Genomic DNA, 24,257 nt, shown 5'->3' on the forward strand with positions numbered 1-24,257 from the left:
TCAAGCGCCCTCCTCGGTCTCCATCCGACCTGCCTTGAGCGACGTGACGATTAAGGCGGCGACAAAGACGAGCGATAGCAGCAGCACGATGGTCGGAGCCGGCGCGCTGTCGATGAAGAAAGACAGGTAGACGCCGAGAAAGGACGCGGCGGCCGCAATGACCACGGACAGGACCAGCATCGTGCTGAACGTCCTCGTTAGCAGGAAGGCGATGGCTCCTGGTGCGATCAGCATTGCTATGGCGAGGATGATGCCGACCGCCTTCAGCGCCCCCACGATGGTGAGCGAGATCAGGCAGAGCAGGCCGTAATGCAGCAGATTGACCTTCAGGCCGACGGCTCTCGCCTGCGCCGGATCGAAGGCGTGTAGCAGGAAATCCCGCCATTTGATAATGATGGTGCCGGCCGTGATCGCCGCGATGGCGGCCGTCTCGACGATATCGCCCAGGCCGATGCCCAGCATGTCACCGAACAAGATGTGATCGAGATGCACGTCGGACTGGATCTTGACGTAGAGCACGAGCCCAAGGCCGAACATACCCGAAAAGACGATCCCCATCACCGTGTCCTGCTTGATCCGGCTGTTGTCCTTGAGGAAGCCGGTGGCGAGCGCACAGATCATGCCGGCGGCGAAAGCGCCGACAGCGAAAGGAAAGCCGACGATGTAGGCAATGACCACGCCGGGAAACACGGCATGGGAGATTGCGTCGCCCATCAGCGACCAACCCTTGAGCACGAGAAAACAAGACAGCAGCGCTGTCGGCAAGGCGACCAGCACTGAGATCACCAATGCATTGATCATGAAGCCGAACTGGAAAGGCGACAGAAGCGTGTCGATGAGGCTCATCACGCATTCTCCAGCGCTTGCGCAGCGCGGCGGCGAGCAGCGAGCATGCCGTGCTTGGGTGCGAAGAAGAAGGCGACGAGGAAGATCGCCGTCTGCAGCACGACGATGATGCCGCCGGTCGCGCCGTCGAGAAAATAGCTGACATAGGCGCCAACGAAACTGGTCGCAGCACCAATCACGACGGCAATGACGAGAAGGCGCGGAAAGCGGTCCGTCAGCAGATAGGCCGTCGCGCCAGGCGTCACCACCATGCAGATGACGAGGAAGGCCCCGACGGTCTGCAGCGCTGCCACGGTCGAGGCCGAGAGCAATGTGAAGAACATGATCTTGAGCGCCGTCGGGTTGAGACCGATCGAGCGCGCATGGCTCTCATCGAAAAAGACAACCATCAGGTCCTTCCACTTGACGAGCAGAATGGCGAGCGAGGCGACACCGATGATGGCAAGCTGCAGCGTGTCCTCCGGCGTGATGGCGAGGATGTTGCCGAGCACGATGGTCTGGATGTTCACCGAGGTCGGCGACAGCGATACCATGAACAGGCCGAGCCCGAAGAAGGACGAGAAGATCAGGCCGATGATCGCGTCCTCCTTCAGCTTGGTGCGCTGGTTGAGGAACAGCATGGCGGCGGCGGCGAGCCCGCCGGAGAAGAAAGCACCGATCGAGAAAGGCAGCCCGAGCATATAGGCACCGGCCACGCCGGGCACGATCGAATGCGAGAGTGCGTCGCCGATCAACGACCAGCCCTTGAGCATAAGATAGCAGGAGAGGAAGGCACAGACCCCGCCGACCAGTGCCGAAACCCACATGGCATTGAGCATGTATTGGTAGCTGAACGGTTCAAGAAGCAGATCCGTCATTCGTCCGGCTCCCGCACCTTCTGCCGCATGGCCGCGTTCTCGCCGTAGAAGACCAGCGGCCGCTCGTCATCGGTGATGACCGCGAGGCGGCGCTTGTCGTCGTCCTCGTGCAGCCCGGCTCCGCCGAGCACGAAATGCCTGAGCACGCCTCCGAATGCCTTTTCCAGATTGGCTTGAGTGAAGGTCTCGGCGGTCGAGCCGTAGGCGAGTACCGTGTTCTTCAACAGCACGGTACGATCGCAGAACTCCGGCACGCTGCCCAGGTTGTGGGTGGAGACCAGCATCACGCGGCCCTCGTCGCGCAGCGAGCGCAGCAGGTCGACGATGGCGTCTTCGGTTTTCACGTCGACGCCGGTGAAGGGCTCGTCGAGCAGGATCACCCGCCCGTCCTGCGCCAGCGCGCGGGCAAGAAAGACGCGCTTCTTCTGGCCGCCGGACAACTCGCCGATCTGGCGCTTTCGGAACTCGCTCATGCCGACGCGGGCGAGCGCGGCTGAGACAATTTCGCGGTCTGCCGCTTTCGGGATGCGCATCATGCCCATATGGCCATAGCGCCCCATCATGACGACATCCTCGACAAGCACAGGGAAGTTCCAGTCGACCTCCTCGGCCTGTGGCACATAGGCGACGAGGCTGTTGCGCAGCGCCAGCTTGACCGGCATGCCGAGCACCCGTATCTCGCCCTTGGCAAGCCGCACGAAACCCATGATCGCCTTGAACAGCGTCGACTTGCCCGATCCGTTGACGCCCACCAGCGCCGTGATCGTTCCGGTAGGAGTGTTGAAAGTGGCGTCGCGCAAGGCGGTGTGACCATTGCGATAGGTGACGGTGGCGCTCGTCACGGAAATGCCTGCCCCCTCATCTGACGACGCGGGAGCAGGATTCGCAACGGCTGCATTCATTGCGATAGCCCTTCTACGAGGCCTCTTTCGATGGTGTCGGAGGTCACGCGCAGAAGATCAATATAGGTTGGCACCGGACCGTCGGTCTCGCTGAGCGAGTCGACGTAAAGCACCCCGCCATAGTGCGCGCCCGTCTCGCGCGCGACTTGCCTGGCGGGCTTGTCGGACACGGTGCTTTCGCTGAATACGGTGGCGATCTTGTGCTCCCGGACCGCATCGATCACCTTGCGCACCTGTTGCGGCGTGCCCTGCTGGTCGGCGTTTATCGGCCAGAGATAGAGTTCCTTCATACCGAAGTCGCGAGCCAGATAGGAGAAGGCGCCCTCGCTCGACACCAGCCAGCGCTTGTCCTCGGGGATCCTATCGAGCTTCTCGCGGGTCGGCGTGATGGTCGCCTCGATCTTGGCTTTGTACGCCTCGGCGTTGGCCTTGTAGGTTTCGGCGTTCGCCGGATCATATTTCACGAAGGCGTCGCGGATGTTGTCGACATAGATCAGCGCGTTCTGCGGCGACATCCAGGCATGCGGGTTCGGCTTGCCGGTATACGGCCCTTCCGCAATGCCCATCGGCTCCACGCCTTCGGAGACAACGGCGCCCGGCACGTTCTTCAGGTTCTGGAAGAACCGTTCGAACCAAAGTTCGAGGTTGAGCCCATTCCAGAGAATGAGCCGTGCTCCTTGCGCACGCTGGATATCTCCAGGCGTCGGCGCATAATTATGGATCTCCGCACCAGGCTTGGTGATCGACTCCACGATGGCGGCATCGCCCGCCACGTTCTTCGCCATATCCGCGATGACCGTGAAGGTCGTGACCACCTTGAATTTCTCCTGCGCGACCGCGGGACCGAAAACCGCCGCAGCAATTGTCACGCCCATCAGCGCTACAAGCGCCGATCGTCGTAGCCTCTCAATCATTCGCCTTTCCTCTCGCGCTTCAATGCCTAGCAGCGCCCGTTATGCAATTGCAAATCATTTGCATGACGCTGCAGTGGTGCCACATGCTCATATTCTGCAAATGCGACTTAATTGCAAGACGGTTCCAGGAAAAACTTGGAGAAAGCCTGACCGCACGACGGTCGGCAGAGGATGTGTTTGCGCAAAAACAAAGAGATAGAGCGGTTCGGCGTTACCGTGAAACACCGAACCGCTCTAGCGGCTGTCGTACATCCAGCTTCGGTCGCGCCACATCTTCTCGCCGACCTGGCAATCGGTGGCCGGGTCGTTTTGTGTCAGCACCACCGGTGGATGCGCCGCTTCATCCGCCGCCCATTGCGGCGAGGCAGGCCCGGCAAGCTCGAGCACCAGCTTGCGGCGGATCGCTTCGGGAAACTGCGTCCACTCATTGACCGGGATCATGAACGCGCCAGGCCCACCGATGACGCAGTCGGTGTAGTAGCGGTCGAGATAGTTGACGTCGTAAACGCTGGTGAAGCCGCTCCGGGTCATCAGCGGCAGGCCATTGATGGTGATGCCTTGCTTGACCAACCCGTCACGAACCATATCGACGGGAGGACCTTGATTGTTGGGGCCGTCGCCTGAAATGTCGATGACGCGCTTGACGCCCCGAAAACCGCTTTCGGCGAAGAGATCGCTGCCGAATTGCAAGGCGCCGGAAATCGAGGTGCGCCGGGCGCTGTTGGGCGCATGGGCGGAGAGCTGCTCGACCACCCGCTCGGCGTCGGCACGATTGGCGATCACCGTCCACGGCACGATAACGTGCTGCCAGGTCGTGCCGGCCCATTCGACATAGGTGACGGCAATCTTGCCATAGGCGCCATCGGCGATGGCCTGCAGCACCGTGTCGTGCGTCAGCGCCGCCACATAGCCGCGACGCTGGATTTCGAGCTCGGCCGGCGACATCGAAAGCGAAACGTCGACCGCCAGCACCAATTCGATATCGACGGGTTCGGCGGCGCGGGAGTCCGGCGCCAGCCAAAGCGTCAGCGCGGCGGCGCCTGAGAGGAGATGTCTTGCGCGGGGAAAAGCAGACATGCCGCAAGGTAAGCGAGAATCGTCGCGTCACAAAGCGAAAAGCCCAGCGCTGGGCTGGGCTCTTGCGTTCACGTTTTTGCGAGGCCAGCCCGTCGTAGCGGCCGACATGCCATCAGCACTCAGCTGCGTGGATTGAGATTCTCCGGGTCGTAGAGCGGCCGATAGCCGACAGCAGCCACTTCGACCGGGTATGTTTCGCCGAAATATTCGACAGTCAGCTTGCGGCCCTCCTGGCAATACGTCCAGGGCAGATAGGCGAGCGCGATGTTCTTGCCGATGGTCGGGCCATAGGCGATCGAGGTCGTGAAGGATCGGCGGCCAAGTTCGTCGACCAGCGTCTCGCCCGTTTGCGGGTCCATCACCGGCATCGTGCCGACCGGATAACGGGCAATCCCCTTGGGATCGACATTGTCCGTCATGACGAGCGTGCAAAGCATGGCCGGCTGATGGGCGCGGGCGCGATATTCCAAGTGCTTTGCCTTGCCGCTGAAATCGGCATCCTTGACCTTCGGACGGGCAAGATCGGCCTCCAGCAGATTGTACTCGGTCAGAAGATCCGCGTTCTGCAGGCGCAGGCTTTTCTCCATGCGGCGGCTGTTGGCATAGGTCTCGACGCCAAAGGCCATCACGCCGGTCGAACGCAACGCATCCCAGACGGCCAGGCCGTCTTCGTATCGCATATGCAGCTCCCAGCCCTGCTCGCCGACATAGGAGATGCGGAAAGCGGTGACGTCCTTTCCGGCAATCCTGACAGGCTTGATCGCTGCGAAGGCAAAATTCTCCGGCGTCAGGCCATCCGGGTCCTCGACGACCTTCTGCAATGTCGACCGCGCATTCGGACCCCAGATGCCGATGGTGACGTACTTCTCGGTCACGTCGGTGACGGTGACGTCGAACCCTTTGTCCTGCGCCGTCCGCCTGATGTACTGGAAGTCGCGCGGACCGGCATCGGCGCCGTCGATGACGCGGCAGCGGTCGGCCATGCGGATGACGGTCAGGTCGGCGCGCACCATGCCTTCCTCGTCGAGGAAGTGGGTATAAATGCCCTTACCGATATTGGTATCGCCACCGATCTTGGCCGCGCAAAGCCATTCCATCAGCGCGACATGGTCCGGGCCTTCGACGTCGTACATCGCGAAATGCGATAAATTGACGATGCCGCAATCCTCGCTCATGGCGAGATGCTCGGCATTGGAGACGCGCCAGAAATGGCGGTTGTCCCACTCGTTTTCGCGCACCGGCACGCGGTTGCCGTATTTCTCGAGCAGATGCTCGTTGGCGGCATAGCCATGGGCACGTTCCCAGCCGCCCAGTTCCATGAAATAGGCGCCGAGTTCCTTCTCGCGCTCCCAGAAGGGCGAGCGGCGCACATTGCGGCCTTTTGAAAAGGGCTCGCGCGGATGGACCGCCGGATTATAGACCTTCATCGCCGTTTCGGTGCAGCGGTCCCAGATGAACTGCTCTTGCGTCTGGTGCGGATAGAAGCGCGCATAGTCGATGGCGTGATGGTCGATCGACGTCCGGCCGTCCGTCATCCAGTCGGCGATAAGCTTGCCCATGCCGGGGCCGTCCTTGACCCAGATCGCGACGGCATACCAGAGGCCCCGCACCTTCTGGCTCTCGCCCATCGAGGGGCCGCCATCCGCCGTCACCTGCAGAAGCCCGTTGAAGGAATGGCTCTCATTGTAGCCCAGTTCGCCCAGGATCGGCGTCAGTTCCATGGCGCGCTCGAGCGGCGCCAGGATCTGTTCCATGTCGAGGTCGCGCTGCGAGGGCGAAAGACGGGCCTGGTTCTTCTCCAGAAGGTCGCGCGGGTGGCAGAGGCGCGGATTGGTCTCTTCGTAATAGCCCCATTCGATCTGCCCGCCTTCGGCGGTCTTGGGATCGCCGGTGTCGCGCATATAAGCCGAGTTGCCCTGGTCGCGCAGCAGCGGCCAGCCGATCTCCTTGCCGGTGCCGGCGAACTCGGTGTACGGGCCGAAGAAGGTGAGCGGATGGTCGATCGGCATGACCGGCAGGTCCTCGCCCACCATTTCCGCGATCAACCGGCCCCAGATACCCGCGCAAACGATCACGTAGTCGGCTTCGATGGTGCCGCGGTCGGTCACCACCCCCTTGATGCGCCCGTTCTCGACGATAAGCGACTTGGCCGGCGTGTTGGCAAAGGATTTGAGCTTGCCGGAGGCTTCCGCCTGGTCGACCAGCTTGCCGGCAACGGTTTGCGAGCGCGGGATGACGAGACCGGCATCAGGATCCCACAGGCCGCCCTGCACCATCTGCTCTTCGATCAGCGGGAATTTTTCCTTGATCTCAGCCGGTTCGATCAAGCGCGCGCGTGTGCCAAAAGCCTTTGCCGAAGCGATCTTTCGCTTGATCTCCGCCATGCGATCGTCGTCGCCGACGCGGGCGACCTCGAGGCCGCCGATGCGGGCGTAATGGCCCATCTTCTCGTAGAAATCGATGGAGTAGAGCGTCGTCCAGCAGGACAGGAAATCATGGCTGGTCGTGTAGCAGAAGTCGGAGGCGTGCGCTGTCGAGCCGATATCGGTCGGGATGCCTGATTTGTCGATGCCGACGATATCGTCCCATCCGCGCTCGATAAGGTGATGGGCGACCGATGCGCCGACAATGCCGCCCAGCCCGACGATGACGACCTTCGCCTTTTCCGGAAACCCTGCCATTGCCCGCGACTCCAAAAGTGCTGTTGCGGGCGCCGGCGCCCGCGTGACCGGCGCACAATATGCAGGCGACGGCCATCGCGCTACCGCCTGTTTGCGACACGCCGCAGGTGCGGCGCGACCCCTGCGCATAACCCCGAAAAATCGGAAATCGAGTTTCGCCGGGATCACGCGCCGAAGAAAACTCTACAGCGTCCTCGTGGGCTCAAAAGGACGCGCGGCACGGGTCTTCGAGATCAGCTGTTCAAGGGGAAATGATGCGCGCCAGGCTGAAGACGGAGCTCATGGTTTATCTCCCGGAACGATTGCTAGCCCACAGCGCCATGAACGGGCCGGCGAGCAACAGGAACGGCGGGATCAGGTTGGGAAAGTAGATGCGGGTGTCGTGGATCGGGAAGACGGTGAACTTGGCCAGCACGCCGAGCACCAGCGCCGCAAACAGGATGCCGGCGCGGCGGTCGAGTTTGAAGCCGGCGCGGCTGATCGCATACCACCCCGCCAGCGCCAGCACCGAGACGCCGACCCAGTTGTTCAGGCTGACGGCGCGGACCAGGGAGGCGGCAAAGGCCCTGACATAGGCGACAGCGGAGAACGGCGGATCGAAACCGACCATATTATAGTGCTGCTCGACGCTGGAGAACCACAGATGCGGCCACCATCCGGGATGCTGCGCCCAATGCGAGATGGCGAAGTAGGCGACCAGAGAGGCGCCAAAACCGGCCAGCGCGCCCCACGCCCTCTGCCGAAAGGCGACCAGCAGCACGGCGAAGATGGCGAGAAAGACGATGTTGTCGGGCCGCGCCATGAAGGCGAGGAAAAGCAGGACCGCCGTTGCCACTTCGCGACCGCGCGCATAGGCAAAAAGCCCGCCGAGGAACAGCGCCGAACACAGCAGATCCGGCGTCGCGGCCCGCGCCACATCGCCGAATTCGGCCATGATCAGCACCGCGCCGGCGACCGGCGCCAGCGCCAGCGCGCCTTCGGACCGCAGCCAGAGCAGCGCGATCGCACCGAACAGCAGCACCGACAATACCTGTAGCAGCCGCATCGCCTCGACCGGCGACATCACAGAACTCATCGTCGAAAGGATCTCGGCGTAGAGGAACTTGACCCGATACATCCCGAGCAGCGAATGGAAGTCGGTGGCATTTCCAGCCATATGGCTGCGGAAACCGCCGCCATCATCGACCAGCGCCTTGTAGTCGCCCGCCGATACACCGTCCCTGACCGTGCCATAGGCATAGTCGTGCAGCGCCTGCACATCGGGATAGGTGCCCTCCTCGGCGATCGCGAGATAGGGCAGCATGTCCCAATTGGCGTCGGGCATGAACCATGCCATCGCGGCAGTCAAAAGGATGTAGAGCCCGAAGGCTGCCGCCCCGATCGGTGCGGCAAGACGCGCATAGGTGCCCTCGCCCCACGCCAGACCGGCCTCGGTGAGTCGGTCGAGCAGGTTTGTCGAAACGGGAGATTTGGTCAGCATGGTTTCGCTCAGCGGACCTGCCTAGCGGACCTGGCTTTTGACGAAATCCTTCACGATCGACACGATGCCACGCGACAGCAGGCTGTCGAGCGCCTCGATAAAGCGGTCGACATGTTCGCGCTGGCAGATCAGCGGCGGTTCGAGACGGATGACGTTGCGGTTGTATTCGGTGAATGCGACGAGCACGTCGTAGTCGCGCAGCAGCAGTGCTCCGACGAAGCCGGACAAGGACCCCTTCAGCTTCTCGTCAAGCACGCTGACCACAGGCCGCAGCACCATCGGCAAGGTCTGCGAAAAGTCGTGGAATTCCAGCCCGACCATCAAGCCTTTGCCGCGGACGTCCTTGATGATCTTCGGGTACTTCTCCTTGAGCGCCTGCAGGCGTTGCAGGAGGTAGTCGCCGGTCACTGCGGCGTTGTCGATCAGCCCCTCGTCGTAAAGCACGTTGAGTGCCTCGATCGAGGTGACGCAGGCTTCGCCCATGCCGCCGAAGGTGGCCATAGCGTGGATCATCGCCGTCTTTGGCGTGCCATAGGCCTTCATGTAGACCTCGCGCCGCGCGATCATCGCACCGACCGCCGCCTTGCCGCCACCGAGCGACTTTGCCAGCGCCGTCACGTCAGGAACGACGCCGTAATGCTCGAAGGCGTAGAAGCGGCCGGAGCGTCCATAGCCGCACTGCACTTCGTCGGCGACCCACAGCACGCCATACTGGTCGCAGAGCGCGCGCAGCTTCTGCCAGTATTCGGCAGGCGCCTGGATGATGCCGCCACCGCCCTGGATGGTTTCCAGCACGATGACGCCGACCTCGGGATCGGAGCGGAACGTGCGCTCGACCGCCTCGATGTCGGCGAACGGGATACGCACGACATTGTCGGCGACCTTGAAGTCGGCGCGGTAAAGCGAGCCGTCGGTGATCGCCAGCACGCCCTTGGTCTTGCCGTGGAAGGAATTCTCGGCGTAGACGACCTTCGGCCGCTTCGGGCCGGCGGCGCGCTCGGCGAGCTTCACCGCCGCTTCCATGGCTTCCGAGCCGGACGAGCCGAGGAACACCATGTCGAGGTCGCCGGGCGAGCATTTGGCGATGTTGTGCGCTAGGGCCGCCGCATATTGCGACATGAAGGCGATGGCGATCTCCTGCCGCTTCTCCTCCTGGAATTTCTTGCGCGCTTCGAGAAGGCGCGGATGATTGTGCCCGAAGGCCACCGAACCGAAGCCGCCGAAGAAATCCAGGATCCTGCGGCCGTTCTGATCGATGTAGAACATGCCCTCGGCGCGCTCGATCTTGATCTTGTGGAAGCCGAGCAGCTTCATGAAATGCAACTGGCCAGGGTTGAGATGCGCCTTGAACAGGTCGGTCATGCGTGCGACGTCCATCGCCTTGGCCTGCTCGACGCTGATCAGATCGGGCTTGGCGGTGGTGGCGGGCGAAAGCGCCGGCGCGCTGACCGTGGCGCGCGCAGTCGTGTGGTCCGGCTTGGTCATGACGGTCATCTCGAGAGTCTCCTGCTGGCCCTTCACTCGGCGGGCACGTGTTTGGCGGCGACGGCATGGCCGTCTTTGTTGGCGCGGTATTCGCTGTAGGCGGCGATCAGCATGTCCTCGTCGCGATATTGCGGCACCCAGCCGAGCTGACGTTCGGCCTTGGACACGTCGAGCACGCAGTCTTCGTCGGCGATCAGATATTGTTCCGGATCCATGATCGGCATGTTCAAGAGGTCGAGCAGGTCGAGCGTGCGCTTGACCGCCCAGCCCGGAGTCGGGATCAGGAGCGACTTCGAACCGGCATGCCTGATCAGGTCGCCGAGCAACTTCTTCACCGGCGGCGGATTGAGCGAACCGAGATTATAAGCTTCATCAGGCACACCGGCCTTCCAGGCGGCGCGCGCAGCCTCGGCGCAGTCGAATACCGAGATGAACTGATACGGGTTCTTGCCCGAGCCGATCATCGGCACCGGAAGGTTCCAGTCGATCAGCTTGAACAGTTTTTCGAGGATACCGAGGCGGCCGGGGCCAATGATGAGGCGTGGCCGAAACAGCGAGATCGACATGCCGCGCTTGCGCCATTCGGCGGCCAGTTCCTCGGTCTTCTGCTTCGACCAGCCATATTCGCCGAGCGGCGCGACCGGATGTTCCTCCGTCATCGGCTGCGTGACGGTATGGCCGTAGATCATGTCGGTCGTGTAATGGACGAGCTTGACCGCACCGGCCCTGTCCATCGCCTGGATGATGTGCTCGGTGCCGTGGAAATTCACCGGGAAGAAGAACTCGTGCCGCTTGGCGCGCACCTGGATCGGCGACAGCATTTTCGCCGACAGATTGTAGACCATGTCGTCGGCCTTCAGCCCGACCGAAGCGACCGAGGCGGGATCGGTGACATCGCACCTGATAGTGCGGACCGAGCGGTAATGCGGCAGGTCGCTCTTGGCGATATCGGCGACGACGACCTCCTCGCCGTCGGCGACCAATTTCGGGGCTAGGTGGCGGCCGACGAAACCGTCACCGCCGAAGATCACATGTCTCATCGAACGATCCCGCTGTGAATCTTGTCGGACGAAAGGGAGGCCCTTTCCTCGTCATGTCCGCGCCCACTCTGCGCGATCAGCACCGTGCCGACGCAGATGAAAGCGATGCCGGCGACGCGCCAGGCATTGAGGTCTTCACGGAAGATGAAATAGGCAAAGATCGCAACGGCGACGTAGGCAAGGCTGAGGAACGGATAGGCGAAGCTGAGCTCGACCTTGGACAGCACATAAAGGTGCGACGCCATCGAGATGACGAAGGTGCAGAGGCCAAGGAAAACCCACGGGCTGAAGACGATCTGCAACAGTTTCAACAACGGATTGGCGCCCTCGAAGGAAATCGGACCGAGCGACATCATCCCCTGCTTCAGCATGAGCTGCGCAGCGGCATTGGTCATGACCGTGAATAGAATGAAGATGATGTATTTCATGTTATTTCCACAAGCCCATTCATCGGTCTATCTAGAATCTGCAAACATTTCGTGAAGTAGCAAACACTTCGATCAAACCCTGAATTTAACGATCCATTAACCATGAACTATTCGGATTTTAGCTATTCCGCGGCTTCGGCCGTTGCGTGCCGCGCTTCGAGCTTTTTCGCCGTTCGCGCCCAAAAGCTCGACATGAACGCGGGGTCGCGGATGGCTTCGAGGTGCCGCCATTCCGGAAAGGACGCGGCGAAGATGTCTGCGCCCATGCGGGCGTCCTTGTAAGGATTGATCGCGCCGCCGGCCTCGATCGTGATGTAGTCGAGCTCCTTCAGCAGCGCCAGGGTCGCCCGGCCACGGTTGGAAAAATCCAGCGTCAGCGTAAAACCCGGGCGCGGGAACGACAGCAGTGCCGGCGAACGGACCCCGCCGAAGCGCTTCAGGACGGTCAAGAACGATCCCTGCCCGGCCCGCTTTGCCGCCGCAAGCAACGCCGGCACCGCCCGCCGCGCGGCGTCTTCCGGTACCACGCTCTGGTGCTGGAAAAGCCCGTTCGGTCCGTAGAGCCGGTTCCAGTTACCGACGCCGTCGAGCGGAAAGAAAAACCCCTGGTAGCCGACCTTGTGCGGCACCGTGGACCGGCCCTTCTTCCACCGGTAGGCGGCATTGAAGGCGGTCAGGAACGGCCGGTTGAGCACGTTGAACGGCGGCTGGAACGGCACCGAAAGATTGCCGCCAGCACGCAGGGCCACATGAGAGCCATGCTCGGCGTGATTGCCGGTAAACAGCAGTCCGCGCCCACGGCGGCGGCCGCCGGCAAGCTGGTCGATCCAGGCGACGACGTATTCGTTGGCCTGGTCGGCCGCTTCGGCAAGCTCGAAGAATTCGCCGAGGTCGTGGAACGGCGTTGCCGTCTCGACGATGTCGAGCGATGGCACCCGCATCAGCCGGATCGATGCCGACAGGATCAATCCGGTCAGCCCCATGCCGCCGATCGTCGCCGCAAACAGGCGTGCATTGTCGGTGGCCGAGCAGTAATGGGTCCGTCCATCCGACCTGAGCAGCGTGAAGGATTCGACGTGGCAGCCGAAGGTGCCGCGCCGGTGATGGTTCTTGCCGTGAACGTCATTGGCGATGGCGCCGCCGAGTGTGACGAACTGCGTGCCCGGAACGACCGCCGGAAAGAAGCCATAGGGCGCCGCATGGGCGATGATGTCGGGCAGAAGCACGCCGGCCTCGGCCTCGATCACGCCGGTCTCGGCATCAAAAGCGCGGATGCGGTTCAGCGGCCGCATGTCGACGATCCTGCCGGCCTCGTTCTGGCAGGAATCGCCATAGGAGCGGCCGTTGCCGTAGGCGAGCAAGGCATCTCTTGTCGCCTTGCCGCTCTTCAGCAGCGCGATGGCGTCAGCCGCCATGATCGCACCGGTCGCCGGTGGGGTGGCAAGACCAAAGCTCTGGAACCGCTCCTTCGCCATGCCTACCAGCCTCCGGCGACCAGAAACAAGGCGCCGATGAGCACGACTATCTGGCTGCGCCAGTCGCGGATGATGAAGACGACCGGATCGTCATGCATCTCGTCGCGGCGGGCAAGTATCCAGACGCGCATAGTCAGGTAAAGTACGATAGGGGCCAACGGCCAGACCAGCCAGGGGTGCGGATAGAGCTCGCGCACCGCAACGCTGTCCATATAGAGCGCCAGTACCAGTGCCGAGGAAAAGGCCGAAGCCATGCCCGCCTGGGCGACGATCTCCTGGTCTTCAGTGCGGTAGCCGCGGCCGGCAATGCGCTCGCCGGCCGGAATGGCGGTCGTGCGCAGCTCTACGAAACGCTTCACCAGCGCCAGCGACAGGAAAAAGAAGATCGAGAAGGCCAGCAGCCAGAACGAGACGTCGACACCGGTCGCCGCGGCGCCCGCCAGAACGCGGATCGTGTAAAGACCGGCCAGCGTCAGCACGTCGATCAGGAGCATGCGCTTGAACGACAATGAATACGCGGTGGTGACAATGATATAGCCGCCGAGCACGCCGAGAAATTCGATCGGCAGCAGAAGTCCTGCACCCAGACCTATTGCAAGCAGCACCGCCATCGAACCGAGGCCGAACGGAATCGACAGCGCGCCGCTGGCGAATGGCCGGTTGCGCTTGGTCGGGTGTTTGCGGTCGAGTGCGAGATCGAAGAAATCGTTGAGGATGTAGATGGCGGAAGCCACCGCGCTGAACGAGACGAATGCCAGCAGACATTCCCAGATCATGTCGGTGTTGAAGTATTCGTGCGACAGCACCATCGGCACCGCGATCAGCGAATTTTTCAGCCATTGATGGACACGCAGCATCTTGACGATGGTTCTGATTGTCGGCTTCGGCGCCGGCATCATTTCGGCACTGTGTGCGGCCTGCCAGCGAGCGGCATGGCGGTCGGGCGCAACGACGATTGCCGTGCGCGCAGCGTCGAATACCTGAAGATCGTGCCGGCTGTTTCCGGCATAGTCGAATCCGCCATCGCCGTAAGCGGCGACTAGCGAACCGCGCTTTCTGCCCGAAGTCATGTTGTAAGGGCCGTCGGTCGCCAGGACGCGGTCGAATATGCCGAGATGTGCGGCGATTGCCTCGGCGAATTTGCGCGGCGTGCCGGTCGCAAGCACGATATGGCGGCCCTCACCATGTTCGGTGCGAAGGCGCTGAAGCAGCGCTTCCCGGTAAGGCAGCGACGCAGGATCGATATCGACGCGGTAAGCGATGGCCTGTTTCAATCGCGCCGGCCCGCCGGCGAGCCAGAACGGCACCAGGAAAACATAAAGCGGATTCTTCTTGAGAAGGATGAACAGCCCCTCCCACAACAGATCAGTCGCGATCAGCGTGCCGTCGAGATCGACCGCAAGCGGAATTGCGTTCCTGTCCGACCGCGCGTCCATTTTCCGTTGCCCTGCCTAAAAGCGCATGACCCCGAAAACTGATTTTTCGGAAAGGATCATGCGCCGAATCCAAAACCTGCGCCGTGCTTTGGCGTCTTCGGGCCGGTATAGCGGGGAACAGCGCAGCGAACGTTAAAACGCCCAGCGCGGCCTGGTCCGCGTCACGGTATTTCCCCCTTCATCGTTAAGCATCGATGACCCGAAACGATAAAAGGCCGGGCATTTGCCCGGCCTTCGAAACAACCAGCCGACGTTACTTGACGCGGGTTACTTGATACGGGCGACGCCGCCCGAGATTTCGATCGTTTCCGAACCGGTCAGCGCCTCGAGGTCGCCGTTCGGCATGGTAACGAAGCACCCGCTCGGGCAGAATTCCGCGGTTTCGCCGGCGGCCAGCGCCAGCTCCGTCTTGCCGCCGCCTTCGGTCACGACGAGCGTGCGGGTCTCGGCGTCCTTGTTGGTCGCGCTAGCGGCGAAAGCTGAACCGCCCACGGCAAGAAAAGCGATGGCGGCGACGAGAGACTTCCACATTTGCAATATCGGTGTTTCCACCGCCTCTGTTGCATTTCGCAAGGCATTCTCGCCCTTTGCATACGAGCTTATATGACATGGAAGCTGAACGGCAACTGAATGCCGCATTCATGCCGCAATTGCTTTCGCTGCTTTGGAGCCTGACTTGAGGATATGTTGAGATTCAGGTCAGGCCGAGCCGAGAGTGGTGGGTTCCGAGAACCGGAACGGAGCGTACTTTTGGGTACGTGAGTACCGGAAGCGCAGGAAACCGCCGCTCGCAGGCCGGCCTCACCTGAATATCGATATATCCTAATCGGGATCCGGCTTGCGGATCCTGCGCCCCGGTTTGGCCAGGCGTTTCGTCTCGGCCGCGGCTTCAGCCGTCGCACGCTCCTGTTCGGCGAAATCGACTTCGATCTTATCGTCGTCGATTGGCCACGCCTCATGCTTCTTGGTCTCGACGACGGCGCGCGGCGCCGATGGAATTTCAATATGCTGATCGGCGAACGCATCGAGGACGGCAAACCGGATGTCGTTCTGCACGATATTGCCGTTCATCACGTCGGCGAGGAACACGCGGATTTCGAATTCGAGAGCGGCCGGCCCGAAATTGGTGAACAGCACGAAGGGTTCGGGATTCTTCAGCACCAGCGGATGGCCGCGTGCAATCTCCAACAGGACAGCATGGGCCTGCTTGACGTCGCTGCCGTAGGCGACGCCGACCTTGATGTCGATGCGACCGAGCTTGTTGCGGTGCGTCCAGTTGCCGACGGCATTGTTGATCAGGTTTGAATTGGGCAGGATCACCGACTGCCGCTGGAACGTTTCGATCTCGGTGGCGCGCACGCTGATCTTCTTGACCGTGCCGCTGATGTCGCCGGCGACGATCCAGTCGCCAACCTTGAACGGCCGCTCGGCCAAAAGGATCAGGCCGGAGACGAAGTTAGAGACGACGTTCTGCAGGCCAAAGCCGATACCGAGGGACAGGGCGCCGGCGACGAGCGCCAGGTTGGAGAGATCGATACCCGCCGCCGAGACGCCGACGAGTGCTGCGAGCGCGACGCCGGCATAGCCGACCGCCAACCGGATCGAGTTGCGTACGCCGGTATCGACCTTGCCGCGCGCCATCACCGAGCCGTCGAGCCAGCCCTGGAACCAGCGCGTCAGGAAATAACCGATGATGAAGACAACGATGCCGGTCAGGATTCCGGTCAACGAGATCGTCACCGAGCCGATGGTGAGGCCCGTCGCCAGCTTGTAGCCCCAGGCCTGGATGTCGCCGGGCTGGAAGCCCCACATCAGCAGGATCAGCGGCAGGAATACCAGCACGATCATGATATTGATGGCGACGCTGACGACCAGGCCGAGCTGGTCGAGCGCGGACTCCTCGTAGCTGGAATTGACCGACAGCCAGCGCCCGATCGACGTGTTGGCAAAGCCGCCTTCCTCGCTGATCGCCCGCGCCGACAGGAAGCCTATATAGGCTGTGACCAGTATGGTGCCGGTGACCACGACCTGCAGCGAGACGAAGATGGCAAGACCGATATAGCCGAGCAGCGCCGCGGCGATGGTGAAAAGACCTAGCGCGAAGGCGGTGTAGCGCAGCCACGCCGGCCAGGGCCGCCAGCTTCCGTCGGCGGCCTTGAAGGGTTTCAGCAGCCCCATCAGGATCAGGATGACGCCAACGATGACCGTGGCGACAAAACTTCTGGCGATGGTCAGCGACAGCGGCGAGCCCATCTTGTCATTGACGACCGACAGGAAATTATTGATGCCGATCACCACCGCCATGGCCGTCGTCAGCCGCACCAGCCAGCGTGCCGGGCCGGTTTCAACGGGTATGAGCCGCCAGTTCGGCAGCCGTGGCTCCAGCGCCGCATTCGCCAGCCGGTTGACGCAGAACACCACCGCTATGACGGCGACCAGCGCATTCAGGAAAACACCAATGTCGCCGCGCAAAACGTTGTAGTAGTTGAAAAAGAACACGGTCGAGACCAGGAAGACGCCGACCGCCAACGTCGGCAGCAATGTCGACCAGAACGCCACCGACAGCCGGCTGAGATAGGAGGGGTCCTCAACGGAAGGGTCCGCTTCGAAGACACGCCCGAACAGACGCCGCCCACCGACAAAAAGCACCGCAGCCAGCGAAAGCGCCATCAAGGTCGCGGCCAGCACGGCCTGGAACTTGAACTTGAAGGCGAAGGTCAGCCACGACGATACCGCCCTGTAAAAATTGGCGTATTCGTCCTGCGCGTCGGAGAAGACCTCCGGGCTCAGTGCATCCGACAGCACATAACGTTTGGTGAGCACATTACGAAACAGCTCGCTGCGCATGGTGCTAATCTTGTCGATCAGTCCGCTGATGCGGATCGACAGGTTCTGCGCGCTGGCGATGACGGCATTGATCTCTGCCTTTTCGGCCGCCAGTGCCCCACGCTCGCTGGTGACGATCTCGGGTTCCTGTGGCTGCCCCTCGGCCGGCGGCGCGCCCAGAACCTCGATACGGTTGTTGATGTCGGCAAGACGCGAACGAAACGCCAGCGCACTGGTCAACGCTGCCCGCGAAATTTCCTCCAGTTGCAGCCGGATATCGACGAGGCCCGCGTCCTCCTCGGCCTCCTGCGGTATCTTTTTCTCGAGGTCGTCGGTTTTGGCGGTCAGGTCCTGGATCGCCTTCATCTGCTCTGCGATCAGCGTGGCCGCCCCTTGGCCGATGGCCTGCGCCATCGCGTCGGAAGGCGGCGGCGCCAAGACGAAAAGCGCAAAGATCAGAACCAGGCGGAGCAAACGAAAGAACATAATGTTTCCGGCGACTCACGGGCGGCAAGGCGTTCTAAAGCTTGCCCTTGATAAAGACGCTCATACCTGGGAGCAAGCCGTCCCGCTCCGCCCGCCGATTTCGGAGTCGGCCAGTCGAAAAGCGATGGCGCAATATTGGCTTTGCGGCGACGGCCTGCTCTATAGTGTGCCGCATCGCCCAGCACGGACGACAAAAAGCCAGAACGGATAACAGAAAGAATGGCGGAATATTCGGCCTTTTCGCTTCTCAAAAACGCGCTGACCGGCAACAAGGACTGGAAGCCGGCCTGGCGCAAGCCGGACCCGAAGGCATCCTATGACGTGATCGTCATCGGCGGCGGCGGTCATGGCCTGTCGACCGCCTATTACCTGGCTAAGGAGCACGGCATCACCAATGTCGCGGTGCTGGAAAGGGGCTGGCTCGGCTCCGGCAATGTCGGCCGCAACACGACGGCCGTCCGCTCCAACTATTTGCTGCCTGCCAACACCCGCTTCTACGAACATTCGATGAAGCTGTGGGAGAACCTTTCGCACGATCTCAACTACAACGTCATGTTCTCGCAGCGCGGCTGCCTCAATCTTGCCCATACGCCCGGCCAGTTTGATGATCTTGCCCGGCGCGGCAACGCCATGCGCCATCTCGGCGTCGACGCCGAACTGATGACGACGGCAGAGATAAAGCGCTTTGTCCCGGCGCTCGACGTTTCCGGTTCGGCGCGGTTCCCTGTTATCGGCGGCTTGATGCAGCGGCGCGCCGGCAGCGCCCGTCACGACGCCGTCGCCTGGGGTTATGCACGCGGCGCCGATCGCCGCGGCGTCGACATCATCGAGAATTGCGAGGTCACCGGCTTCCTGCGCGACGGCGACCGCATTACGGGCGTATCGACGACGCGCGGCGAGATCCGCGCCAAGAAGGTGGCGCTTGCGGTTGCCGGCAGCACCGGACGCGTCATGCAACTGGCCGGCATCGAAACCATGCCGATCGAAAGCCATGTGCTGCAGGCCTTCGTGTCGGAATCGCTGAAGCCGATCATCGACACGATCCTGACATTCGGTATGGGCCACTTCTATATCTCGCAGTCGGACAAGGGTGGCCTGGTCTATGGCGGCGACCTCGATGGCTACAACAGCTATGCCCAGCGCGGTAGTTTGCCTGTCGTCGATGAGGTGATGAGCGAGATGCTGGCGCTGTTTCCGGGGCTTGCGCGCGTGCGCATGCTGCGCTCATGGGGCGGCGTCTGCGACATGTCGATGGACGGTTCGCCGATCATCACCACCGGTCCGCTGCCGGGCATGTACCTCAATTGCGGCTGGTGCTACGGCGGCTTCAAGGCGACGCCGGCCTCCGGCTGGTGCTTTGCCTGGACCATCGCCAAGGACGAGCCGCACGACTTCAACGCACCCTTCACACTCGACCGTTTCTATCGCGGCCTGGTGATCGACGACAAGGGCCAGGGCGCGACGCCTAGGCTGCATTAGGGTAGGACTCCATGCTGATTACCTGCCCCTATTGCGGCCCGCGCGACGTCATCGAGTTCACTTATCAGGGCGATGGCAACCGCGAGCGCCCTCAGCCTGCCTCACAGAACCTCGATGCCTGGAACGCCTATGTCTATGATCGGTTGAACCCGGCGGGTGACCACAATGAGATCTGGCAGCACTCCGGCGGCTGCCGCGCCCATCTCAGGGTCGTGCGCAACACGCTGACGCACGAGATCTCCAGCGTCGCCTTCGCGCGCGGCGACCACAAGATCGCGGCACGGCACAAGGCGGGGGGCAAGTCATGAGCCCTCGCCGTACCCATGCCGGTGGTCGGATCGACCGGCTGCGAACCATCCGGTTCACCTTCGACGGCGCGCCTTACACAGGTCATGCCGGCGACACGCTTGCCTCAGCACTGCTGGCCAATGGCGTCACCCTGTTCGGGCGCTCGTTCAAATATCACCGCCCACGCGGCTTGCTGACATCAGGCGTCGAGGAGCCGAACGCGTTAGTGACGGTGCTGCGGGGTGAGGTCCGCGAGCCCAACATCGCCGCGACCATGGTCGAGATCTATGACGGGCTGACGGCTGTCAGCCAGAACCGCTTTCCGTCGCTGTCCTGGGATGTCAGCGCGGCCAACCAGCTCGGCGGCAAGCTTCTGTCCGCCGGTTTCTACTACAAGACCTTCATGGGACCTGCGATCGGCCCACTGAAGGGCACGCGTTTCTGGATGTTCTGCGAGCATTTCATCCGCCGCGCCGCCGGTCTCGGCCGCGCCGGGGCCGCCCCCGACACGGCGCGCTATGAGCGTATGAACGCTTTCTGCGATGTGCTGGTGGTCGGCTCCGGTCCGGCCGGGCTGATGGCCGCCAGGGCAGCCGCCGACCAGGGTGCGCGTGTCATCCTCAGCGAGCTCGAACCGCATTTCGGCGGCTCGGCCAACTGGTCGGGCGAGACGATCGACGGCATGCCGGCGGCCGACTGGGCTGCGCGAACCGCCGGCCAGCTCGGAGGCTATGACAATGTCCGCCTGCTGCCGCGCACCACGGTCTGGGGCTATTACGACGGCAATACGCTCGCCGCGCTCGAACGGGTCAGCGATCATAAGGAAATCCCCGGCAAGGGCGAACCGCGCCACCGCTACTGGATCATCCGCGCCAAGTCGGTGGTGCTGGCCACCGGTTCCTACGAGCGGCCGCTGGTGTTTCCGGGCAACGACCGGCCGGGTGTGATGCTGGCGCATGCCGCCGAGCGTTATGCCAACGAATACGGCGTTCTGCCAGGCAACAGGATCGCAATCTTCACCAACAATGACAGCGCCTATCGCTCCGCCCTTGCGCTGAAGAAGGCGGGCGCGGCGATCGTCGCCATCGTCGACGTGCGCCCGGAGCTATCGAGCGAGATGCGCGGGCTCGCCGATGAAGCGGAGGCCAAGAGCCTTGCCGGTCACGCTGTGGTCGCCACCGAGGGCGGCAAGGCGCTGTCCGGGGTTAAGGTGCAGCGCTTCGACATGGCCAACGGCGCGCTTGCCGGCGACGCGCGCAGCATTCACGCCGACTGCCTGCTGATGTCGGGAGGCTGGTCGCCGACCATCCATCTGGCCAGCCAGGCCGGCGCCAAGGCGGAGTGGAATACCGCCCGACAGGCTTTCCTGCCACCGAAGCCAAACCAGCAATGGCCAACCCAGCGATGGATTGGCGCCGGCGCTTTCACCGGCAGCTTCTCCACCGCCGAGGCAATCGCCGAAGGTCGCGCCGCCGGGCTTTCGGCGGCCGGCGGGACCGGCGCACCAACGGCCTTGCCGGTCGTCGAAGCAGCACCCGGCGATCCTGATCCAGCGCCGGTGTTCGAAATCAAAGCCGATGGAAAAAGCTTCGTCGATTTTCAGCACGACGTGACTGCGGAGGATGTTCGGCTGGCGCATCGCGAAGGCTTCATCTCGGTCGAGCACCTGAAGCGCTACACCACGCTCGGCATGGCGACTGACCAGGGCAAGAACTCCAACATACCCGGCCTCGCCATCATGGCCGAAGCACTGGGCAAGCCGATCCCGGAAGTCGGCACGACCCGCTTTCGCCCACCCTTTTCGGCGGTGTCGATCGGCTCACTCGCCGCCGAGCGGTTCGGCGATCTGAGGCCCGAGCGGCTGACGCCGATGCATGACTGGCACGTCGCCAACGGCGCGACCATGTATTCGGCCGGCCTCTGGTATCGCCCGATGATTTATGGTCACCCCGGCGAGACGATCGAGCAGGCTTATGTGCGCGAAGCCAGGGCGACGCGCGAGAGCGCCGGCATCGTCGATGTCTCGACGCTGGGTAAGATCGCCGTGCAGGGTCCGGATGCGGCGGAATTCCTCGACCGGGTCTACACCAACATGTTCTCGACGCTGGCTGTCGGCAAGGCCCGCTATGGGCTGATGCTGCGCGAGGACGGCCTGGCCTTCGACGACGGTACGACATGGCGGCTCGGCGAACATGACTTTTTGATGACCACCACCACGGCCAATGCCGGCAGGGTGATGCAGCATCTGGAGTATTTCCTCGACGTCATCTGGCCGGAGCTGAAGGTCCACGTCACCTCGGTGACCGACGAATGGGCGGGTGCCGCGATCGGCGGGCCAAAGGCGCGAGACATTCTTGCTGCTTGCGTCACTGGCACTGCCGTCGACAACGCCACTCTGCCTTTCATGGGCATCGTGCGTGGCAAGATATCGGGCGTGCCTGTCATGATCTGCCGGCTTTCCTTCTCCGGCGAAATGGCCTTCGAAGTGTACTGTGGCGCCGGGTACGGCACCCATGTCTGGGAAGCGTTGATCGAAGCCGGCAAGCGGTTCGGACTGGTGACTTACGGGCTTGAGGCGCTGGGCACGATGCGCATCGAGAAAGGCCACGTCACCGGCGCCGAGATCGACGGCCGCACCACGGCGCGCGATCTGCATCTCGACTGGATGCTGTCGAAGAAGAAGCCCTTCATCGGCTCGGCGATGATGGATCGCGAGGGCCTGATCGCGCCCGGCCGTCTGGAACTCGTCGGGCTGATTTCGCTTGATAACCAGCCGCTCAACGGCGGCGCACATATCGTCGAGGAACTCGACGAAGCCAATCCGCGCGATTCCATCGGCCACATCACCGCTTGCTGTTATTCGCCCGCACTCGGCAAGTACATCGCGCTCGCTTTGGTCAAGGACGGCAAGGCACGGCGCGGCACGCGCGCCCATATCTCTGATCCCCTGCGCAACCGGTTCGGCCCGGTCGAGATCGTCTCCAACCACTTCTTTGATCCGGACGGGAGCCGCATGCATGGTTGAGCGCCAATCACCGCTTGATGTTGCACCGCTTGAGCTGGTCCCGCTTGAGCCGGAACTGCGCACCGGCTCGCATGGCGATTTCGAACACGGCATCGATGTCATCCTCTCCGAAACCAGGCCGGGGTCGATCCTGCAGCTCGCTGCCTGGCCGGGCCAGGAGAAGAATTTGATAGCAGGTATCCGCGCCGTTACCGGCATTGCCCTGCCCGACGGCGCCGGCGCCGGCAGTACCAACGGCGCGAGGTCCGCATTCGGCTTTGCGCCTGGAAAATTCACCGTAGTCGACGAGGCCGAAGGCCTGGCATCGGCCTTTGCCAGCGTAGTCACCCCTGATATCGGCACGGTAACCGACCTATCGCATGGCCGCACCGCGATCCGCATTGCCGGACCGAAGGCCGAATGGGTGCTGGCGAAATTCTTCGCCATCGACTTCGCGCTGCCGGCCTTCCCGATCGGTGCCGGCCGCTCGACCACGCATCATGACGTCTTCGCCCAGATCCAGCGCACCGGCGCCGACCAGTTCGACATCTACGTATTCCGCTCGTTTGCGCGCTCGTTCTGGAAAGCGCTCTGTCACGCCAGCGAGGAAGTCGGCTACGAAGTGGCTTGAAAGTCGTCCTGGGTGATCGGCTCGAAATTCACCCTTGTGTGTCGTGTGTTGCCACATCCCGCCAATTCGGAGATCGGTTAGGCCTTGACCCTCGCCAGCATTCGACATATTTTCTATAAGCAAGTTGCGTAGGGATCGCGTGTGCAGCCCGATGACATCGAACTCATCCTGGACGACGATATTTCGGAGGACCCATGCCTCCTCTTTGACGTGGTCACGCCGGATGGCGTGCTTCAGCTCCTGGGAGACGTGGAGATTGCCGGCAACCATCTTGTCGTCCGTAACCTCCATATTGGCGGCGATGCGCAGGTCCAGTGGGGATGGTCCAAATTGCGCATGCTCGGTCGGGTGATCGCGGAGAAGTTAGATGTCGACTACATCGAAGTTCATGGAGCGGTTCGGACAACGGGTGCGAACCCGGGACGTCGTCCGCGTGTCGTCAGGCTCTCCCGTCCGGCTGAGCCTCAGCTTTCTTCACGGCGCGAATACTCCTGAGGCTGCTCGAATTCTCGTCAGAAGACAGCTGCCGCTGAGGACGGCACACGCGGTCCTCACCGAGATGGTCGATCACGGCAAGGCATTCGTGACGGTTCCTTGCGTCGACGACCTGCGGGCACTGAAGGATGAACTCTCGTCCGCAGGGGTGATCGCAAAGGTCCATGCGCCCCGGCCGATAAGCGTCCGCGAAGTCCGGGATCGCACGAAACTCTCTCAGGAGGCGTTCTCCGTGAGGTATGGCCTCGACCTGGCAACACTCCGCAACTGGGAGCAAGGTCGTTCGGAACCAGATGCGGCGGCGAATACGCTCCTCTGGACCATTGCCCGGAATCCGGAAGCAGTTGAAGAATCCCTCGACATGGAGGACGAAGTGGCTGCCCCGTCGCCCTAGGGCCGTCGAAACGCGGGCGGACTGCGTAGCAAA

20 protein-coding genes are annotated in these 24,257 nt (G+C 62.4%); 6 read left to right on the forward strand and 14 right to left on the reverse strand.

Annotation, left to right across the window (positions count from 1 at the left end):
- The 14 genes from AC0L26_RS15995 to AC0L26_RS16060 form a co-directional block, all read right to left on the reverse strand.
- Nucleotides 1–846, reverse strand: coding sequence for a metal ABC transporter permease (locus AC0L26_RS15995; RefSeq protein WP_473633401.1), 846 nt, complete (start codon nt 844–846; stop codon nt 1–3).
- Entirely contained in the window at nt 846–1,703 is an 858-nt protein-coding gene (gene sitC / locus AC0L26_RS16000; protein WP_473633402.1) for an iron/manganese ABC transporter permease subunit SitC, read from the reverse strand. Before sitC ends, AC0L26_RS15995 begins: the two co-directional genes overlap by 1 nt.
- The gene (locus AC0L26_RS16005) at nt 1,700–2,605 is read right to left on the reverse strand and encodes a manganese/iron ABC transporter ATP-binding protein (RefSeq protein ID WP_473633403.1); all 906 of its coding nucleotides are present in this window, start codon (nt 2,603–2,605) and stop codon (nt 1,700–1,702) included. The genes sitC and AC0L26_RS16005 overlap by 4 nt, the downstream gene beginning before the upstream one ends.
- On the reverse strand, nt 2,602–3,519 hold the full coding sequence (locus AC0L26_RS16010) for a metal ABC transporter substrate-binding protein (RefSeq protein WP_473633404.1): 918 nt from the start codon (nt 3,517–3,519) through the stop codon (nt 2,602–2,604). The genes AC0L26_RS16005 and AC0L26_RS16010 overlap by 4 nt, the downstream gene beginning before the upstream one ends.
- A 234-nt stretch (nt 3,520–3,753) precedes the next feature.
- On the reverse strand, nt 3,754–4,596 hold the full coding sequence (locus AC0L26_RS16015; protein WP_473633405.1) for a DUF1194 domain-containing protein: 843 nt from the start codon (nt 4,594–4,596) through the stop codon (nt 3,754–3,756).
- A gap of 119 nt (nt 4,597–4,715) precedes the next feature.
- Entirely contained in the window at nt 4,716–7,277 is a 2,562-nt protein-coding gene (locus AC0L26_RS16020) for a GcvT family protein (RefSeq protein WP_473633406.1), read from the reverse strand.
- Between the two features lie 286 nt (nt 7,278–7,563).
- Nucleotides 7,564–8,757, reverse strand: a complete 1,194-nt coding sequence (locus AC0L26_RS16025; protein WP_473633407.1) for a hypothetical protein — start codon at nt 8,755–8,757, stop codon at nt 7,564–7,566.
- A gap of 21 nt (nt 8,758–8,778) precedes the next feature.
- Nucleotides 8,779–10,251 (reverse strand): aspartate aminotransferase family protein, encoded by a 1,473-nt coding sequence (locus AC0L26_RS16030; RefSeq protein ID WP_473633408.1) that lies wholly within the window; start codon nt 10,249–10,251, stop codon nt 8,779–8,781.
- Between the two features lie 23 nt (nt 10,252–10,274).
- The gene (locus AC0L26_RS16035; RefSeq protein WP_473633409.1) at nt 10,275–11,282 is read right to left on the reverse strand and encodes an NAD-dependent epimerase/dehydratase family protein; all 1,008 of its coding nucleotides are present in this window, start codon (nt 11,280–11,282) and stop codon (nt 10,275–10,277) included.
- Nucleotides 11,279–11,710 carry an EamA family transporter gene (locus tag AC0L26_RS16040; RefSeq protein ID WP_473633410.1) on the reverse strand — a complete coding sequence of 144 codons (432 nt, stop codon included), beginning with the start codon at nt 11,708–11,710 and terminating at the stop codon, nt 11,279–11,281. Before AC0L26_RS16040 ends, AC0L26_RS16035 begins: the two co-directional genes overlap by 4 nt.
- 122 nt (nt 11,711–11,832) lie before the next feature.
- Nucleotides 11,833–13,185 carry an FAD-binding oxidoreductase gene (locus AC0L26_RS16045; protein WP_473633411.1) on the reverse strand — a complete coding sequence of 451 codons (1,353 nt, stop codon included), beginning with the start codon at nt 13,183–13,185 and terminating at the stop codon, nt 11,833–11,835.
- A gap of 2 nt (nt 13,186–13,187) precedes the next feature.
- Nucleotides 13,188–14,621 carry a UbiA family prenyltransferase gene (locus AC0L26_RS16050; protein ID WP_473633412.1) on the reverse strand — a complete coding sequence of 478 codons (1,434 nt, stop codon included), beginning with the start codon at nt 14,619–14,621 and terminating at the stop codon, nt 13,188–13,190.
- Between the two features lie 267 nt (nt 14,622–14,888).
- Entirely contained in the window at nt 14,889–15,152 is a 264-nt protein-coding gene (locus AC0L26_RS16055) for a hypothetical protein (RefSeq protein ID WP_095486721.1), read from the reverse strand.
- A gap of 291 nt (nt 15,153–15,443) precedes the next feature.
- The gene (locus tag AC0L26_RS16060; RefSeq protein ID WP_473633413.1) at nt 15,444–17,933 is read right to left on the reverse strand and encodes a mechanosensitive ion channel family protein; all 2,490 of its coding nucleotides are present in this window, start codon (nt 17,931–17,933) and stop codon (nt 15,444–15,446) included.
- Nucleotides 17,934–18,152: 219 nt separating this feature from the next.
- On the opposite strand from AC0L26_RS16060, the gene AC0L26_RS16065 reads away from it, so the two are divergent.
- From AC0L26_RS16065 to AC0L26_RS16090, 6 genes are all read left to right on the forward strand, one after another.
- Nucleotides 18,153–19,412, forward strand: a complete 1,260-nt coding sequence (locus AC0L26_RS16065; protein ID WP_473633414.1) for a sarcosine oxidase subunit beta — start codon at nt 18,153–18,155, stop codon at nt 19,410–19,412.
- An 11-nt stretch (nt 19,413–19,423) separates the two neighbouring features.
- Nucleotides 19,424–19,720 (forward strand): sarcosine oxidase subunit delta, encoded by a 297-nt coding sequence (locus tag AC0L26_RS16070; RefSeq protein ID WP_354490901.1) that lies wholly within the window; start codon nt 19,424–19,426, stop codon nt 19,718–19,720.
- Nucleotides 19,717–22,725, forward strand: coding sequence for a sarcosine oxidase subunit alpha (locus tag AC0L26_RS16075; RefSeq protein WP_473633415.1), 3,009 nt, complete (start codon nt 19,717–19,719; stop codon nt 22,723–22,725). The genes AC0L26_RS16070 and AC0L26_RS16075 overlap by 4 nt, the downstream gene beginning before the upstream one ends.
- Nucleotides 22,718–23,335: a sarcosine oxidase subunit gamma gene (locus AC0L26_RS16080; protein WP_473633416.1), complete on the forward strand. Its 618-nt coding sequence runs from the start codon at nt 22,718–22,720 to the stop codon at nt 23,333–23,335. The genes AC0L26_RS16075 and AC0L26_RS16080 overlap by 8 nt, the downstream gene beginning before the upstream one ends.
- Nucleotides 23,336–23,476: 141 nt before the next feature.
- Nucleotides 23,477–23,830: a hypothetical protein gene (locus AC0L26_RS16085; RefSeq protein ID WP_473633417.1), complete on the forward strand. Its 354-nt coding sequence runs from the start codon at nt 23,477–23,479 to the stop codon at nt 23,828–23,830.
- 64 nt (nt 23,831–23,894) lie between these two features.
- Nucleotides 23,895–24,224, forward strand: coding sequence for a helix-turn-helix domain-containing protein (locus tag AC0L26_RS16090; protein WP_473633418.1), 330 nt, complete (start codon nt 23,895–23,897; stop codon nt 24,222–24,224).
- The last annotated feature ends 33 nt before the right edge of the window (nt 24,225–24,257 follow it).

The organism is Mesorhizobium sp. WSM4823, assembly GCF_055811195.1.